At 39.6% G+C, this 17802-nt stretch carries 17 protein-coding genes and 1 tRNA gene; 15 read left to right on the forward strand and 3 right to left on the reverse strand.

Going from position 1 to position 17802, the window contains the following annotated elements:
• Window positions 1-6: 6 nt before the first annotated feature.
• The 3 genes from ACK1I8_RS13940 to ACK1I8_RS13950 form a co-directional block, all read right to left on the reverse strand.
• Window positions 7-80: transfer RNA gene (locus tag ACK1I8_RS13940), tRNA-Arg, on the reverse strand.
• 98 nt (window positions 81-178) lie between these two features.
• Window positions 179-643 (reverse strand): redoxin domain-containing protein, encoded by a 465-nt coding sequence (locus ACK1I8_RS13945; protein ID WP_412465975.1) that lies wholly within the window; start codon window positions 641-643, stop codon window positions 179-181.
• Window positions 644-721: 78 nt separating this feature from the next.
• The gene (locus ACK1I8_RS13950) at window positions 722-1624 is read right to left on the reverse strand and encodes an SDR family oxidoreductase (protein ID WP_412469376.1); all 903 of its coding nucleotides are present in this window, start codon (window positions 1622-1624) and stop codon (window positions 722-724) included.
• Between the two features lie 92 nt (window positions 1625-1716).
• Between ACK1I8_RS13950 and ACK1I8_RS13955 the strand changes: the two genes are divergently transcribed.
• From ACK1I8_RS13955 to ACK1I8_RS14025, 15 genes are all read left to right on the forward strand, one after another.
• Complete coding sequence (locus ACK1I8_RS13955; protein WP_412465976.1) at window positions 1717-2235, forward strand: hypothetical protein; 519 nt, start codon at window positions 1717-1719, stop codon at window positions 2233-2235.
• Window positions 2236-2435: 200 nt separating this feature from the next.
• On the forward strand, window positions 2436-3938 hold the full coding sequence (gene atpD / locus ACK1I8_RS13960; protein ID WP_412465977.1) for a F0F1 ATP synthase subunit beta: 1503 nt from the start codon (window positions 2436-2438) through the stop codon (window positions 3936-3938).
• 81 nt (window positions 3939-4019) lie between these two features.
• Window positions 4020-4265 carry an ATP synthase F1 subunit epsilon gene (atpC, locus tag ACK1I8_RS13965; protein ID WP_412465978.1) on the forward strand — a complete coding sequence of 82 codons (246 nt, stop codon included), beginning with the start codon at window positions 4020-4022 and terminating at the stop codon, window positions 4263-4265.
• Between the two features lie 959 nt (window positions 4266-5224).
• Window positions 5225-6115, forward strand: a complete 891-nt coding sequence (ilvE, locus tag ACK1I8_RS13970; RefSeq protein ID WP_412465979.1) for a branched-chain-amino-acid transaminase — start codon at window positions 5225-5227, stop codon at window positions 6113-6115.
• Window positions 6116-6399: 284 nt separating this feature from the next.
• A complete protein-coding gene (gene ilvD / locus ACK1I8_RS13975) occupies window positions 6400-8082 on the forward strand; it encodes a dihydroxy-acid dehydratase (RefSeq protein WP_412465980.1) in 1683 nt (560 codons plus the stop codon).
• 47 nt (window positions 8083-8129) lie between these two features.
• On the forward strand, window positions 8130-8690 hold the full coding sequence (locus tag ACK1I8_RS13980) for an ORF6N domain-containing protein (RefSeq protein ID WP_412465981.1): 561 nt from the start codon (window positions 8130-8132) through the stop codon (window positions 8688-8690).
• Window positions 8691-8709: 19 nt separating this feature from the next.
• On the forward strand, window positions 8710-10461 hold the full coding sequence (gene ilvB, locus ACK1I8_RS13985; RefSeq protein ID WP_412465982.1) for a biosynthetic-type acetolactate synthase large subunit: 1752 nt from the start codon (window positions 8710-8712) through the stop codon (window positions 10459-10461).
• 47 nt (window positions 10462-10508) lie between these two features.
• Window positions 10509-11147 (forward strand): acetolactate synthase small subunit, encoded by a 639-nt coding sequence (gene ilvN, locus ACK1I8_RS13990; protein ID WP_412465983.1) that lies wholly within the window; start codon window positions 10509-10511, stop codon window positions 11145-11147.
• 116 nt (window positions 11148-11263) lie between these two features.
• Window positions 11264-11641, forward strand: a complete 378-nt coding sequence (locus ACK1I8_RS13995; protein ID WP_412465984.1) for a glyoxalase superfamily protein — start codon at window positions 11264-11266, stop codon at window positions 11639-11641.
• A 7-nt stretch (window positions 11642-11648) separates the two neighbouring features.
• Entirely contained in the window at window positions 11649-12110 is a 462-nt protein-coding gene (locus ACK1I8_RS14000) for a DinB family protein (RefSeq protein WP_412465985.1), read from the forward strand.
• Window positions 12111-12232: 122 nt separating this feature from the next.
• On the forward strand, window positions 12233-13714 hold the full coding sequence (ilvC, locus tag ACK1I8_RS14005; RefSeq protein ID WP_412465986.1) for a ketol-acid reductoisomerase: 1482 nt from the start codon (window positions 12233-12235) through the stop codon (window positions 13712-13714).
• 106 nt (window positions 13715-13820) lie between these two features.
• Window positions 13821-15233: a 3-isopropylmalate dehydratase large subunit gene (leuC, locus tag ACK1I8_RS14010; protein WP_412465987.1), complete on the forward strand. Its 1413-nt coding sequence runs from the start codon at window positions 13821-13823 to the stop codon at window positions 15231-15233.
• Window positions 15234-15292: 59 nt separating this feature from the next.
• A complete protein-coding gene (locus ACK1I8_RS14015; RefSeq protein ID WP_412465988.1) occupies window positions 15293-15595 on the forward strand; it encodes an antibiotic biosynthesis monooxygenase family protein in 303 nt (100 codons plus the stop codon).
• 120 nt (window positions 15596-15715) lie between these two features.
• Window positions 15716-16300 carry a 3-isopropylmalate dehydratase small subunit gene (gene leuD, locus ACK1I8_RS14020; protein ID WP_412465989.1) on the forward strand — a complete coding sequence of 195 codons (585 nt, stop codon included), beginning with the start codon at window positions 15716-15718 and terminating at the stop codon, window positions 16298-16300.
• Window positions 16300-17763, forward strand: a complete 1464-nt coding sequence (locus tag ACK1I8_RS14025; protein ID WP_412465990.1) for an ATP-binding cassette domain-containing protein — start codon at window positions 16300-16302, stop codon at window positions 17761-17763. The genes leuD and ACK1I8_RS14025 overlap by 1 nt, the downstream gene beginning before the upstream one ends.
• The last annotated feature ends 39 nt before the right edge of the window (window positions 17764-17802 follow it).

The raw sequence follows: 17802 nt of genomic DNA on the forward strand, positions 1-17802 counted from the left end.
TCTCTGTGCACTCGTAGGGATTCGAACCCCAAACCTTCTCATCCGTAGTGAGATGCTCTATCCAATTGAGCTACGAATGCATTTCCGTATCGTTAACGGACTGCAAAGGTATAATTTGAGATTTTAATTTCCAACTAAATTTAAAAAAATCTTAAAATATTTCTTTACAGATATTGCCTTATAATTTTAACGCATCATTAATCGCTTTGAAATCAGGCAAATCCTTTGCGTTTTCCAAAACTTCGGCATAAGCAATTTTTCCTTCTTCATCGATTACAAAAGCTGCTCTTTTAGAAACACCTTTTAATCCGAACACAAATTCATCATAAAAAGCACCATATGCTGCCGATACTTCCTTGTTAAAATCAGACAATAACGGGAACTGATAATTTTGCTCTTCTTTAAATTTGCTTAAAGAGAAAGGAGAATCTACAGAAATACCGATTACCTGCGCATCTATTCCTTCGTAATAACTGAAATTATCCCGCATGGTGCATAATTGTTCTGTACAGGTTCCGGTAAAAGCCATCGGAAAAAAGTGAATAATCACTTTTTTGCCTTTAAAACCAGAAAGCGAAACTTCTGTTAAATCAGAACTGTATAATTTAAAATCTGGGGCGGTATCGCCAACTTGTAATGCCATTGGATTTTTTATTTAATATGTAAAATATTTATTGGTTAATGATGTTAAGACTCCGGACTTAAAACTGCCGACTCAGGACTAACCCTTCATCTGTTGCTCCAAAATTACCAATCCTTCCTCAAAAGAATGCGGATTGTATCCTAAATCTTTAATAGCCTTGTCCAGCACAAACCCCGTTTTTATGGGACGTTTAGCTGTTTGGTTTAAACTTGCTGAACTGATTTCATTAATAAACGAATGATTCAGTTTCCAATAATCGGCAACTTTTCTCACTAAATCGGCAATACTCATGTAATCTTTACCCGATATATGGTAAATTCCCCTGGCCTCTCGCTCAACAGCCAGCAGGCAGGCCTCGGCCAAATCTTCGGCGAGGGTCGGCATGCGCCATTGATCATTCACTACATTGATGGGCGATGCTTTTTCTAAGGCGCCCTTCGCCCACAGCACAATATTGCTGCGGCTCATATCATGGCTAATGCCATACACCAGGATGGTTCTTAAAATAGCATAATTTACTTTTGATTTTTTGATGAGGTCTTCAGCCATCACTTTCGATTGGCCGTAATAACTAACCGGATTTACGGCGTCTTCCTCTTTATAAGGCCCGTCCGCTCCGTCGAAAACGAAATCAGTACTCAAATGAACCAATTGAATATTTTTTTCCTCACAAACAGATAATAAAGTTGCAACAGCCTCAACATTTAACCGATGACAAAGCACCTTGCTTTCCTCGCAGATATCCACATTTGTCATTGCAGCGGTATGGATAACCGCATCAGGACGATATTTTTCGATAACTGCTTTTACCTGCTCAGGATGTAAGATATCCATTTCGGCATAACTATACCCCTCTTTAACAGGATAACGGTTCTCACCTTTAGCTGTCGCAATCAGGCTTACCCGCCCCTCGCCCAGTACTTTTTCTGTAATTTTCTGTCCCAAAAGACCATTGCTACCCGTAACCAGTATTCTTTTCATCTTCATATCAATTTATTTTTGTCAATCAAAACTAATTGTAATAGGTTTGTGACAAATTTTATCACCAATCAATTAAAAAACCAAAGATAAAGATGAAACCCCTTTTAACCGTTCTCTTATTTATGCTTGGCTTTAAAGCCATTGCCCAGGATTCAACATTAATCAAACCCTATATCAAAAAAAACAGTATTTACGCCGAACTTCTTGGAAATGGAGGTGTATATTCGATCAATTATGACAGGATATTTCAATTAAGTAAACAAGTTAAGATAGTTCCCAGACTTGGTTTTTCAACCCTTGATGATGTATTGATTTTTCCACTGGAGGTAAACCTGCTACTAAGCAAAAGCAACACATCAAAAAATTTCTTCGAAACAGGCATTGGTCTGACCATATTAAAACCCTTAAATGGTTTTTCAGGGCAATTGCTTACGATTAACGGATATGATTATAATTTTGACGGTAGAGCCGTAAATACTCCGGTGATGATAAGGGCTGGCTTTAGACACCAAAAACCGACAGGAGGATTGATGTACAGAACTGGTGCACTCCTGATAACAGGTAATGAAACCATATTGACTGTAGGAATTGGACTGGGTTATACTTTTTAACCTTGATTGCGATTTAACAATTCGAAAATGATAGCTTTTTGAGCGGATTTTTCGCCAAAATTTGGTCAGATTTCGTGTGTTGAAAAATTTTGTAATATATATTTAAAATTCAGCAAGAATAACTTAACTTTGCCAACCGAATTGGAGTCCTTATAAACAGCTTTAATTCATTGACTGTAATAAATTTACTCACAACAGATATGCCTAACTTAGGAAAAATAGCACAAATTATCGGCCCTGTGGTTGACGTTAGCTTTGCTGATGATGCCCATCTACCTAAAATTTTTGATGCGTTAGAGATAACGAAAGAAAATGGACAAAAAATTGTTTTAGAAGTTCAACAGCACTTAGGTGAAGACCGTGTACGTGCAATTTCAATGGACTCTACCGATGGTCTGGTGCGTGGTATGCAAGTAGTTGATACTGGCGCTGCGATTAAAATGCCAGTTGGCGACCAGATTAAAGGTCGTTTATTTAATGTAGTTGGAGAAGCGATTGACGGTATCAACACGGTTGATAAAACAGACGGTCGTCCTATCCACGCAACTCCTCCTAAGTTCGAAGACTTATCTACTGAAACTGAGGTGCTTTTTACAGGTATTAAAGTAATCGATTTATTAGAGCCTTATGCTAAAGGCGGTAAAATCGGTTTGTTTGGTGGTGCTGGCGTAGGTAAAACAGTATTGATTATGGAGTTGGTTAACAACATCGCTAAAGCTTATGCTGGTTTGTCAGTGTTCGCAGGTGTTGGTGAGCGTACCCGTGAAGGTAACGATTTACTTCGTGAGTTTATCGAGTCGGGTGTAATCAACTATGGTGACGATTTCTTACACTCAATGGAAAAAGGTGGATGGGATTTGAATTCAGTTGATACCGAAAAATTAAAAGAATCTAAAGCAACATTGGTTTTCGGACAAATGAACGAGCCTCCTGGTGCACGTGCTCGTGTAGCCTTATCAGGATTAACCGTTGCCGAATATTTCCGTGATGGTGATGGCGAAGGCGCTGGAAAAGATATCCTTTTCTTCGTTGATAACATCTTCCGTTTCACCCAGGCAGGTTCTGAGGTATCAGCACTTTTAGGTCGTATGCCATCAGCGGTAGGTTACCAACCAACCCTGGCAACTGAGATGGGTTTGATGCAGGAGCGTATTACTTCAACCAAACGCGGTTCAATTACTTCAGTACAAGCGGTATATGTACCTGCGGATGATTTAACTGACCCGGCTCCGGCAACAACGTTTGCCCACTTAGATGCCACTACAGTACTTTCACGTAAAATTGCCGAGTTAGGTATTTACCCGGCAGTAGACCCATTGGATTCTACTTCACGTATCCTTTCTCCTGCTGTTTTGGGTGATGAACACTATAACACTGCACAACGTGTTAAAGAAACTTTACAACGTTATAAAGAATTACAGGATATCATCGCGATCTTAGGTATGGACGAATTATCTGAAGAAGATAAATTAGTGGTATCAAGAGCACGTCGTGTACAACGTTTCTTATCTCAACCTTTCCACGTAGCTGAGCAATTTACAGGCTTAAAAGGCGTATTGGTTGACATTAAAGATACCATCAAAGGATTTAACATGATTATGGATGGTGAAGTTGATGAGTATCCTGAAGCTGCATTTAACTTGGTTGGTAGCATTGAAGATGCAATCGAAAAAGGTAAAAAATTATTAGCTGAGGCGAACTAAGAGAGACGTGAGAAACTAGATATGAGATATGAGAGAGACTTGGTCTCTAATCTTATATCTCAAATCTTAAATCTATTCAAAATGAATTTAGAAATATTAACTCCAGATAAAAAAGTTTTCGAAGGTGAAGTAACAGCAGTTACGGTTCCTGGTACTTTAGGCTCTTTTCAGATTTTAACAGACCATGCCGCGATCATCTCTACTTTAGAAGATGGAGAAGTGATTATTAAAGCAAATAAAGCCGATGAGCAACGCTTTTTTATCAAAGGCGGTGTGGTTGAGGCTATCCACAATAAAGTAGTGGTTTTAGCTGAAGGTATCGCTTAAACAAAATAACCAACTCATTTGGAAAGCCTTCTGATTTTAAAATCGGGAGGCTTTTTTGTTATTTTATTTTTCGAAATATTTGTACTGACTAACCCTCAACCCGTTTAACTGCCGTGATCATCATCCTGAGGGATAATGTATAATATAAAAATCGATACGGTGCCCCAACTGTTCTTATGCCATACAGCCCGGTCTAGCCTTGGCCTTGCTACCACATTCTTATTAAATAGATCCTGAAATAGATACAATAACGATGAGATCAGGGTAGATCCTGTTATAAATGATGCAAGAATTCTCAATAAGTATTAGATACCTATAATAATCAGTTGTCTTCCTAAAATGATAACTGCAATTTTTCATTGTAATTTCATTACCAAATACCTTCAAAATTTTCAATTTTCTGCGCACTTTTACCCATTTTACGCAGAATATTCAATAATTTATAATGCAAGCATAATAAACATACCATATACCGTTTTGATATTCAGTCTACATCTATCGGTGTTAAATCACAAATCGCGCATTAATAAAGAACTATATTTTGATTTAAACAACAAATTAAAAATTATATTTCGATTTAACTTTTTTCTGATTTCTCTTGCATATTAATGAACCAAAAACTAAATTGGTTTTATAAACGATGAGATAAAAATGAAGATTGAAAATCACACCTTTAACCCAAAAGCCCTGGCAGCAACTGTTGTCAGTGTGGTGCTGTTTCCTGTCATTTTACTTAACCTCCTACTCCTAAACATTTTAGGAAATAAGCGGACGCAGTTTAAATAGATTTTAATAAACTAAATAATATCTAAAGCGTCCTGATACAAACGGGACGCTTTTTTTAAATAACAAAACACAGTATTATGAACTGTCAATGATTAAATAAATCCAACATAAATCGAATGGTTATTTGATCATGGCAAGCGCCATCTGACTGAGGAAAGACAATAAATAAACAGATGAAATACTATAATGCTAATACGATTATTTACCTTGACGGGGCTTTTGAAAAAGCTGTGAACAGCAGCACTGACCTTTACGGACAATCGCTACATTACGGCTATGCTGCCTTCGAGGGTATTAGAGCTTATAAAACGCACAATGGTAACCGCATTTTCAAGGCTGTAGCCCATTTCGACCGCTTAGAACGTTCTTGCCAGCTGGCGAACATTCCGTTTCCGTGGGATAAACAGGAGTTAATTGCCGCAACCTATAAACTGCTTCAGCTGAACAAGCTGAAAGATGCTTATATCCGCCCTTTGGTATTTTGCCACCCAAACATGAAACTGAACGAACCAGTTGGCGTTTCGATTTTGATATGCGCCTGGGAATGGGATGCATATTCGGGCAACAAATTGCTGAAATTAACCGTTTCTGATTACGAAAGACCAAATCCAAAATCGGTTCCGATGGAAGCAAAATTGAGTGGAAACTATGTCAATTCTATTTTAGCTACTACAGCAGCAAACATCAAAGGTTACGACGAAGCTTTACTTTTAGACATGCATGGTTTTGTTGCTGAAGCATCTGGAGCAAATATTTTTCTCGAAAAAGATGGCAAATTATATACACCATCTTTAGGAAATATTTTACCGGGTATTACAAGGGCAACAGTAAAAGAACTTTGCACTGTTTTGGATATAGAATGTATCGAGAAAAAACTAACCATAGAAGACCTTAAAAATGCAGACAGCGCTTTTTTATGTGGAACAGCTACCGAGATAGCAGGCATTGCTTCTATCGATGATATCGTATATCGCCCATTGTGGAGAGAATCTATTGGTTATACCATACAACGTGCCTATAAAAACCTGGTACTCGAAAAAGTAAATTATGAAGTGATTATATAGTTAGAGGTCGGTAAGCCAGGAGTCCGAATTCAAAAATAAAGAAATACAATAAACTAGTTCTTTCAATTTTAAAGAAGTTAGTATGTTTGTAGTTCAGTCATCGACATGAATATCAATACAAACATTATTAGCAACCTAATTATTGTCATTTCTAAAAAAAGAGGTGGAAATCGTTGTGTATAATATAAAATATACCCATATCGAAACCGCCTCCTAAAAGAGGCGGTTTTTTTTTTGCCCCAGCAGAATACAACTAACAGAACCAGAATTATACATTTTAAACAATGAGCGAATTAAACAAGTACAGTAAAACATTTACACAAGATCCAACACAACCTGCTGCTCAGGCTATGCTTTACGGAATCGGTTTAACCGATGCTGATATGGCTAAAGCACAGGTTGGCATTGCAAGTATGGGCTATGATGGTAACACCTGCAACATGCACTTAAACGACCTCGCAAAAGAGGTCAAGGCAGGGGTCTGGAAAAATGATTTAGTGGGCTTGGTTTTTAACACCATTGGGGTAAGTGACGGAATGAGCAACGGTACTGATGGTATGCGTTACTCATTGGTTAGCCGAGATGTTATTGCCGATAGTATCGAAACCATTTGCGGCGGGCAATACTACGACGGTGTAATTGCCATTCCGGGATGCGATAAAAATATGCCGGGTGCCATTATGGCCATGGCACGTTTAGATCGTCCTTCTATTATGGTTTATGGCGGTACAATTGCCCCGGGCCATTATAAAGGTGAAGAATTGAATATTGTTTCGGCATTCGAGGCATTGGGACAAAAAATCTGCGGTAATCTTTCTGACGAAGATTATCAGGGCATCATCAAACATACCTGCCCGGGTGCAGGCGCATGTGGCGGGATGTATACAGCCAATACCATGGCATCAGCAATTGAAGCTTTAGGCATGAGTTTGCCTTATTCTTCTTCTAACCCAGCCATCAGTCCGGAGAAAAAGCAAGAATGTTTGGATGCAGGTAAGTATATTAGGGTTTTACTGGAAAAAGATATCAAACCATCAGATATCATGACCAGAAAAGCATTCGAGAATGCCATCCGTTTAATCATCATATTAGGTGGAAGTACCAATGCCGTACTGCATTTCATTGCCATAGGTAAAGCAATTGGAATAGAAATTACGCAAGACGACTTTCAACGCATGAGCGATGTAACACCAGTACTGGCCGATTTTAAACCAAGTGGAAAATATTTGATGCAGGATTTGTATCAATATGGCGGTACACCTGCGGTAATGAAATATTTGTTGAATGAAGGCCTGATCCACGGCGATTGTTTAACCGTAACCGGTAAAACCGTGGCTGAAAATCTTGCTGATGTGAAATCGATTATGGACTACGACCAGAAAATCGTTCAAAAATTAAGCGAGCCCTTCAAAGCAACAGGTCACTTACAGATTCTATACGGGAACCTGGCTGAAAAAGGGTCAGTAGCAAAAATCAGCGGTAAAGAAGGCGAAAAATTTGAAGGTCCGGCGCGTGTTTTTGATGGCGAGCACGATTTAATTGCCGGCATTTCGAGCGGTCGTGTAAAACCGGGCGATGTAATCGTAATAAAAAATGCTGGTCCGGTTGGTGCTCCAGGTATGCCAGAAATGTTGAAACCAACTTCTGCCATTATCGGTGCGGGTTTAGGTAAATCTGTAGCCCTCATTACAGATGGCCGTTTTTCTGGTGGTACACATGGTTTCGTGGTTGGTCACATCACACCCGAATCTTACAAAGGCGGTTTAATCGGCCTGGTTGAAGACGAAGACCGGATTTTGATCGATGCCGTAAACAATATCATTAGTCTGCAGGTCAGTGAAGAAGTAATTGCCGAGCGTAGAAAAAACTATGTTCAACCAGCATTGAAAGTTAACAAAGGTGTACTATATAAATATGCGAAAACAGTTTCAGACGCAGCAAGCGGCTGTGTAACTGACGAATATTAAAATCAAAAAATAATCCCTGGATTAATTGATTACTAAACATACAGATTATGCAAATAATTAAAAGTATTCAAAACAGGATTTATGAAATCCGGGGAGAAAGGATGATGCTGGATTTCGATCTGGCAGCACTTTATGAAGTTGAAACAAGGGTATTAAACCAAGCGGTAAAGCGCAACATCAAACGTTTTCCCGAAGACTTTATGTTTCAGCTCACCAGACATGAGTTTGAGGGCATCATGACTCAAATTGAAAACTCGAATCTGGGTATGTCATCACAATTTGTGATGACATACCCAACCAAAAGACCAAACTCAGCTTTGCCATATGCTTTTACAGAGCAAGGTGTAGCCATGCTAAGTGGGGTATTAAAGAGCGATAGGGCAATTAATATGAATATTGCCATTATGAGGGCTTTTGTTGATGTGCGTAAAATATTGCTGAAACAGAGCAACATTAACGAACAATTAACGGAAATTAAAGAACGGATTGGTGAACATGATGTTCAGCTCAATGAACTTTATGATGCCATGGAAAACCTAATTGATGAGAAAATTGCTCAGATCAAGTGGAAAGACAGAGAAAGAATAGGGTTTAAAATTAAAGAATAAGAACTGCAAAAACATAACTATGGAAACTGCACAAGAAATAATGCAACAAACCGGGACGAAAGCAGAAGCCTCAAAAACCTTGTTTAAAGGTACCGGCTCCCAGGTATTGTTGAATGGATTAATTGAAGAAGGTGTTACCACTATTTTTGGTTATCCGGGAGGAGCAATCATGCCTATTTATGATGCTCTCTATGATTACGCCGATAAATTAGAACATATATTGGTTCGCCACGAACAAGGCGGTATCCATGCTGCACAGGGTTTTGCCAGAGCAAGTGGTAAAGTTGGCGTTTGTTTCGCCACCAGCGGACCTGGCGCAACCAACCTGGTTACGGGTTTGGCTGATGCACAAATTGATAGCACACCTTTAGTATGTATTACCGGTCAGGTATTTGCACACTTACTGGGAACAGATGCTTTCCAGGAAACCGATGTCATCAACATCACTACGCCTGTTACCAAATGGAATTATCAGGTTACCGATGCCAAAGAAATTCAGGAGGTTTTGGCCAAAGCCTTTTACATTGCTAAAAGTGGCAGGCCAGGCCCGGTTTTAATCGACATCACCAAAAATGCACAATTACAACTTGAAGAATTCCCTGAATATGTGAAATGCAACCATATTCGCAGTTATCGCCCAAAACCAAAAGTTAGGGTTGAATATATCGAGCAGGCCGCTGAGCTGATTAATGCCGCTAAAAAACCTTTTGTATTATTTGGTCAGGGCGTTATTTTAGGCAAAGCTGAAAAAGAGTTCAAAGCCTTTATTGAAAAAGCTGGAATCCCATCTGCCTGGACCATTATGGGCGAAGGTGCTATTCCGACTGCTCACCCCTTAAACGTAGGGATGTTGGGTATGCACGGTAATTACGGCCCAAATGTATTAACCAACGAAGCTGATGTAATTATCGCCGTTGGTATGCGCTTTGATGACCGCGTGACCGGTCGTTTAGATAAATATGCTAAACAAGCTAAAATTGTACATTTGGACATCGACCCTGCAGAAATCGATAAAAATGTGAAGACAGAAGTTGGTGTTTGGGGCGATTGCAAAGAAACTTTACCCCTGTTAACCAATCTGGTTAACGAAAATAAACACGAAGACTGGTTAGCTAAGTTCAGACAATACAACCAGGAGGAAATAGACCAGGTTATCACTCCAGAGCTTTATCCTGCCGGCGATGAGATGACCATGGGCGAAGTATTACGCAACATCAATGAAATCTGTGGTGGCGATGCCGTAATCGTTACCGATGTAGGTCAGCACCAGATGGTAGCTTGTCGTTATGCTAAATTCAACAATACCCGCAGTAATATCACTTCTGGTGGATTAGGCACGATGGGTTTTGGTTTACCGGCTGCCATTGGTGCCAAATATGGCGCTCCGGATAAAACGGTTATTGCCATTATTGGTGATGGTGGTTTCCAGATGACTCCTCAGGAGTTAGGTACGATTATGCAATTCGGTGCTGCAGTAAAAATCCTGATCCTGAATAACCGTTTCCTGGGAATGGTTCGCCAATGGCAGCAGTTATTTCATGATAAACGTTATTCTTTTGTTAACATCACCAGCCCTGATTTTGTGGCATTGGCCAAGTCTTATTACATCGAGGCCGCTAAAGTTGACGAACGTGAAAATTTAAGACAAGCATTGGAAACCATGATCAACCACGAAGGTTCTTACCTGCTTGAAGTAATGGTAGGTAGAGAAAACAACGTTTTCCCAATGGTTCCGCAAGGAATGAGTGTAAGCGAAATCAGGCTAAAATAAGGCAGAAGGTTGAAGGCCAAAGGCTTAAGGTAAAAAAAGAAATCATTATGAGTACTGAAAATACATTAGAATATAAAACAACAAAAGCCGATTTTGACGGGAAGCAGGAGTATACCATTACGGTTTATGCCGAAAACCGGATCGGTTTATTAAACAGGATTGCGATTATTTTCTCGAAAAGGAAAATAAACATCGAAAGCCTTAACACCTCCCCTTCCGAAATTGATGGTATCCACCGTTTCAATATTGTGATACAGGAAAGTTATGAAGTAGTACGGAAACTGGCCCGCCAGATTGAGAAGCAGATCGAAGTATTAAAAGTTTATTTTAATACTAACGATGAGATTATCTGGCAGGAACTGGCACTTTATAAAGTTTCTACCGATGAAATTGCTGAAAAGGTAACCGTAGAGCGTTTATTAAGGCAATATGGCGCCAGCGCAGTAGTCATCCGAAAAGATTATACTGTTTTCGCCGTAACAGGTCACCGCGAAGAAACTGATGCGCTGGTAAAAGCCTTAGAACCTTACGAGCTGATTGAATTTGTTCGCTCAGCAAGGGTGGCCATTATTAAAGACAGCGCAGGTTTCCACGAGAAGTTAAAAGAATTTGAAGCCTTTGAACCAGGTGAAGAACTGGTAGAAAATGAATTTCTGGATAAAGGAGAAAAGATTTTCACCATGTAACCAACAACAAATCCGTCATTGCGAGGAGGAACGACGAAGCAATCTTTATCGACCAGTTCGAATAGATTGCTTCGGCTCACAGCAATTCAGCCTTACAATGACGAAAAAACAAAAATATGAAATGTCATAAAGCCATACCAGTGCTAAGAATGTTCGATTACAATAAAGCCATCGAGTTTTATGTGAACTGGCTTGGCTTTAAAGTAGATTGGGAACACACTTTCGAAGAAAATACCCCGGTTTATATGCAGATTTCGCTCAATGGTATCGAACTGCACCTGACTGAACATCATGGCGACTGTTCTCCGGGTACAAGCGTATTTATAGATTGTACCGGGTTGAAAGAATTTCATAAAAGCATTATTGATAAACAATATAAATACAACCGCCCCGGATTGGAAAAAACATTTTACGGAACCTGGGCAGTAACCGTAAACGATCCGTTTTACAACAAAATAACCTTTAACCAAACTTTAACCGAAGCAGAAAAATAACAGCAGAATGGATCAGATATTTGAATTTATCATCAACTCAAGAACGGCATTTATCAGGTTGGTTGATAGCTTAACTATTGAACAATTGAATAAAATTCCGGATGGTTACAACAATAATATCATCTGGAACTTTGGACACATTGTAGTAAGCACCCAAACACTGTGTTATTTTCGTACCGGTATCTGGCCTGATGCAAGCGCTGTAAAGTTTAATGAGTTTTACAAAAAAGATACGAAACCAAGTTATGCGGTAACGGAAGCGGAAGTTGCAGAATTGAAAGCTATGGCTTTAACGAGTATTGAAAACATTAAAGCCGATTATACAAAAGGAACATTTACAAATATTACACCTTTTTTAACGTCAACTTATGGCGTGCAGCTCAACAGTATTGAAGAGATACTAATTACCACTATTGGACATGACAATGTACATTTTGGCTATGCTTCTGCATTGAAAAAACAGTTGTAAAATGGAAAATGTAGGATGGAAGACGAAAATAAAATCGATGTAATCAAACCATCTGTGTAATCAAGCTGAAGAAAAAAAGAATATATAAACGATAATTAAATAGAAATTAACCAATAAAAACAATGGCAAATTATTTTAACACATTACCTCTTAGAGAAAAACTAAACCAATTAGGTGTTTGCGACTTCATGGACAGTGCTGAATTTTTAGATGGCGTTAGCGCGTTAAAAGGCAAAAAACTGGTAATTGTAGGTTGCGGCGCTCAAGGCTTAAACCAGGGTTTAAATTTAAGAGATAGTGGTTTAGATGTAAGCTACACTTTACGTAAGGAAGCAATTGAAGGCAAACGCGATTCGTGGAAAAATGCAACTGAAAATAATTTCACAGTTGGCACTTACGAAGAATTAATTCCAAATGCGGATGTTGTGATCAACCTTACTCCAGATAAGCAACACACAGCAGTTGTGAATGCAATTATGCCTTTAATGAAAGAAGGGGCTACTTTACTATATTCTCACGGTTTCAATATTGTTGAAGAAGGTATGCAGATCCGTAAAGATCTTACGGTGATTATGGTTGCACCTAAATGCCCGGGCAGTGAGGTTAGAGCAGAATATGTTCGTGGTTTCGGCGTTCCTACTTTAATTGCTGTTCACCCTGAAAATGATCCTCAGGGTAAAGGTTTAGCTCAGGCTAAAGCATACTGTGTTGGTACCGGCGGTCATAGGGCTGGTGTTTTAAGATCGTCTTTTGTAGCTGAAGTAAAATCAGATTTAATGGGCGAGCAAACCATCCTTTGCGGTTTACTACAAACAGGTTCCATCCTGTCATTCGATAAAATGGTAGAAAAAGGAATTGATGCAGGTTATGCTTCTAAATTGGTTCAATATGGTGTTGAGGTCATTACCGAAGCCTTAAAACAAGGCGGTATTACCGCTATGATGGACAGATTAAGCAATGTAGCTAAAATCAAAGCCTTCGAAATTTCAGAAGAATTGAAAGATATCATGCGCCCATTGTTCCAGAAACACCAGGATGATATCATGAGTGGCGAGTTTAGCCGTACCATGATGGAAGATTGGGCTAATGGCGATCAAAACCTATTAAAATGGAGAGCCGAAACTGGTGAAACTGCTTTCGAAAAAACTCCGGCTGGTGATGTTAAAATTGGTGAACAGGAATATTTTGATAACTATACTTTAATGGTAGCTTTTGTACGTGCCGGTGTTGAACTGGCTTTCGAAACCATGGTACAGGCAGGTATCAAACCAGAATCGGCCTATTACGAATCGTTACACGAAACACCACTTATTGCCAACACCATTGCCCGTAAGAAATTGTTCGAAATGAACCGGGTAATTTCTGATACGGCTGAATACGGATGTTATCTATTTGACCAAGCCTGCAAACCGCTTTTAGGTGATTTCATGAAAAAAGTAGATACTGATTTAGTTGGTAAAAACTTTAATGAAGGTAAAGACGGTGCCGTTGATAACAGACAACTAATCGAGGTGAACGAAGCGATCCGTTCTCATCAGGTGGAGCAGATTGGTGCTACTTTGCGTAAAGCCATGACCGCTATGAAAGCGATTAAAACTGCATAGAAACAAAAAGGATGTCATCCTGAGCCTGTCGAAGGAATTCTTTTTGTTTCCATAACCAAAAGTCTTCGACAAGCTCAGACTGACAAATATTAAATAATAACAGAAGATGTCAAAAACATTAGTAGAAAAAATTTGGGATGCTCACGTTGTAAAAAGTGAAGAAGGGTTTCCCGATATTTTATACATTGATACACACTTAATACATGAGGTAACCTCTCCGCAGGCATTTGATGGACTGCGCAAAAGAGGTTTACCTGTTTTCCGTCCGAAACAGACGGTAGCCACTGCCGATCATAACGTGCCTACGTTAAATCAATTACTGCCAATCAAAGAAGAGCTTTCCCGTTATCAGGTTGATATGCTCACCAAAAACTGTGCAGAATTTGGAATAGAACTGTATGGCTTAGGCCATCCTTTTCAGGGTATTGTACATGTTATCGGCCCTGAACTGGGTATTACTTTACCTGGTAAAACTATGGTTTGCGGCGATAGTCACACCTCTACCCATGGCGCTTTTGGTGCCATTGCATTCGGTATCGGTACCTCGCAGGTAGAGCAGGTTTTTGCTACGCAGTGTTTGTTGCAATCGAAACCGAAAACCATGAAAATTGAGGTAAATGGCGAACTTGGAAAAGGTGTCGGTGCAAAAGACATTATTTTATACATTATCGCACAGATTTCTGCTGCCGGTGGTACCGGTTATTTCATCGAATATGCAGGTTCGGCAATCGAATCGTTAAGCATGGAAGCCCGTATGACCATCTGCAACATGAGTATCGAAATGGGTGCACGTGGTGGATTAATCGCACCAGATCAAACCACATTCGATTATATTAAAGGAAGGGAATTTGCTCCGGCCGGCGAAGAGTGGGACAAAGCTTTAGCTTACTGGAAAACTTTATATAGTGATGCTGATGCAAAATTTGACAGCGTGTTAACTTTCAATGCTGCAGATATTGCCCCAATGATTACCTACGGCACCAACCCGGGTATGGGAATGGGTATCCAGGAACATATTCCGGCAACCACAGCACAACCAGAAACTGAAAAAGTTTCATACAAAAAAGCTTTGGATTACATGGGCTTTGATGATGATTCATCGCTGATCGGTAAACCAATTGATTATGTTTTCATTGGTAGCTGTACCAACTCGCGTATAGAAGATTTAAGAGAAGTGGCCGATTTTGTAAAGGATAAACGCAAAGCAGACAACGTTACCGTTTGGATTGTACCAGGATCTAAACAGGTAGAGCAACAGGCTAAAAACGAGGGTTTGGATAAGATTTTCGAAGCCGCTGGCTTCCAATTGCGCGAACCGGGATGCAGTGCCTGCTTAGGTATGAACGAAGATAAAATCCCGGCAGGTAAATATTGTGTATCTACATCAAACAGAAACTTTGAAGGTAGACAAGGACAAAATGCACGTACTTTATTAGCCAGTCCACTTACAGCCGCAGCTGCAGCCGTAACAGGAAAAATTACCGACGTAAGGGAAATGTTGGAAAAGGTAGCGGGTTAAAAAGCAGAAGGTTTAAGGTACAGGCAAAATGGCTAGCCGAATCTTTAGAAAATAAATATATGATTTTAGAAGTTGCCATACTAAATGTAAAAGCCGGGTTTTCGGCTGATTTTGAAAGGGCTTTCAGTGAGGCGCAAAAAATCATTTCCTCGATGGAAGGTTACCTTTCGCATCAGCTTCAGAAATGCATAGAGGTAGAAAATAAATATATCCTGCTGGTAAACTGGAAAACACTGGAGGCACATACCAAAGGTTTCAGAGGATCAGCAGGCTACGAGGATTGGAAAAAGTTATTGCATCACTTCTATGATCCTTTCCCAACAGTTGAACACTATACCAAGGTAGAAGGTAGTAAGGCTTAAGGCGGAAGGTAAAAACATGAAGTATAAAATTACTGCTATTAAGCAAAAGGCCTAAGATAAAAGATAAAAAGTGGAATACAAGTCTTGCTACCTGTTACTCCTTACTTGATACTCATTGACATGAAAAAATTTACAAAATTAACATCGGCAGTAGTGCCTTTAAACATAGAAAACATTGATACCGACCAGATTATCCCTGCAAGGTTTCTAAAAGCAACTACCCGCGAAGGTTTCGGCGAAAACTTGTTCCGCGACTGGCGTTATAATGGCGACAATACGCCGAAACCAGAATTTGTAATGAACAATCCTACCTATAGCGGTCAGATTTTAGTTGCAGGAAAAAACTTTGGTTGTGGCAGTAGTCGCGAACATGCCGCCTGGGCTATCCAGGATGCCGGCTTTGATGCCGTAATCAGCAGTTTCTTTGCCGATATTTTTAAAGGCAATGCCCTGAACAACGGTTTGTTACCTATCCAGGTAAGTGAGGCGTTTCTGGCGCAGATTTTCAAAGCGGTAGACAGCAATCCAAAATCGGCCTTAGAGGTTGATCTGGAAAATCAAACGGTAACGATTATAGAAACGGGAGCCAAAGAATCTTTCGAGATCAATCCTTACAAAAAATCATGCTTGATAAACGGCTATGATGATATCGATTTCATCTTAAACCAAAAACAATTAATTGAAGAATTTGAACAAGCCAGGTAATGCATAAACCATTCGTTTACATACAGGATTTAAATTTAAGTTACCGCAGCAAAGCGGTGCTAAAGGATTTGTATTGGGAAATGAATAGCGGTGAAAGCTATGTAATCGGAGGTGAAAGCGGAACCGGAAAAACAGCTTTGGCCAAAGCCATCGCCGGCCTGGTTCCGTTTCAGGGAAGTATAGAAATTAATTTTGACCAGCAGCATCAACTTCCTCAGGAAGTACTTTATGTAGAAAGCTGGTACCAGTTCAAAAATTTAGAAGGTGTAGCCAATTTTTATTATCAACAGCGATATACCAGCTTACAGGCGAATGATACCTTAACCGTTCATGCAGAACTGGTGAATTATGGTAAAGAGAAAGGTCTTCATTTAGATGAGGTTGAACCGATTTTAGAAGCTTTGGGTTTTTCAATGTTTGCCAGTTCACAGTTAATCGAATTATCCAGCGGCGAACACAAAAAACTACAATTGGTTAAAGCACTTTGGTTAAAACCGCAGCTGTTAATTATCGATCAACCTTATACAGGTTTGGATACTGCCTCAAGAAAAAACCTGAACATTTTATTAGATCAGGTAGCTAAAGAAGGCGTTCAATTGATCTTGATCAGCAATGATGCTGAATTACCAAATTCTATTCAGTCATTCGCTGAAATAAGAGACGGACAATTGCTTAAAGTAGATACGCTGGAAAGTGCTACCAGCGAAATCTGCTTAAGAGAAATTCCGGAATTTTTAAAAGAATCGCCCGTTTACAGTGTTCAGGATATTGTAAAAATGGTGAATGTAAACATCAGCTATGGCGAAAAACAGGTATTGAAAAATATCAACTGGGAAATCAAAGCAGGAGAAAAGTGGCTTCTCCAAGGCCATAACGGGTCAGGGAAGTCGACTTTACTAAGTCTGATCAACGGTGATCATCCACAGTCTTACGCCAACGAACTTTATTTATTCGGCAACAGACGTGGAAGCGGCGAAAGTATATGGGACATTAAACAGCATATCGGTTTAATCTCGCCAGAGTTTCATTGGTATTTCGATCCTACTGCTACCGTTTGGCAAAGTATTGCCTCCGGTTTTTATGATACGGTAGGTTTATTCCAGCAGTTGCCTTATACTAAAAGCACGCAGGTAGATGAACTGATAGCATACTTTGGCCTGACTGAAAATAAAAATGAATTATTAACTGCGCTTCCGCTCGGTAAACAGCGACTGGTACTGTTAGCGCGGACGATTATAAAAAATCCGGAATTGTTGATTCTGGATGAACCCTGCCAGGGATTAGACCAACAGCAAAGCAAACATTTTAACCAGTTAGTAGATGAATTGTGCAGCAATGGAATGACCTTAATTTATGTTGGTCATTTTGAATCGCAGCTGCCAAACTGCATAGAAAAAAGAATATTGTTAGAAAAAGGCGAGGTAAAAGTCGTCGAAAGTTTAAATACAGAAATATTAAGCTGATGCAAGCTTAGCCACGGAAACACGGCGAACACGGAGACG

Source organism: Pedobacter sp. KLB.chiD, from assembly GCF_047040275.1.
Lineage (GTDB): Bacteria > Bacteroidota > Bacteroidia > Sphingobacteriales > Sphingobacteriaceae > Pedobacter.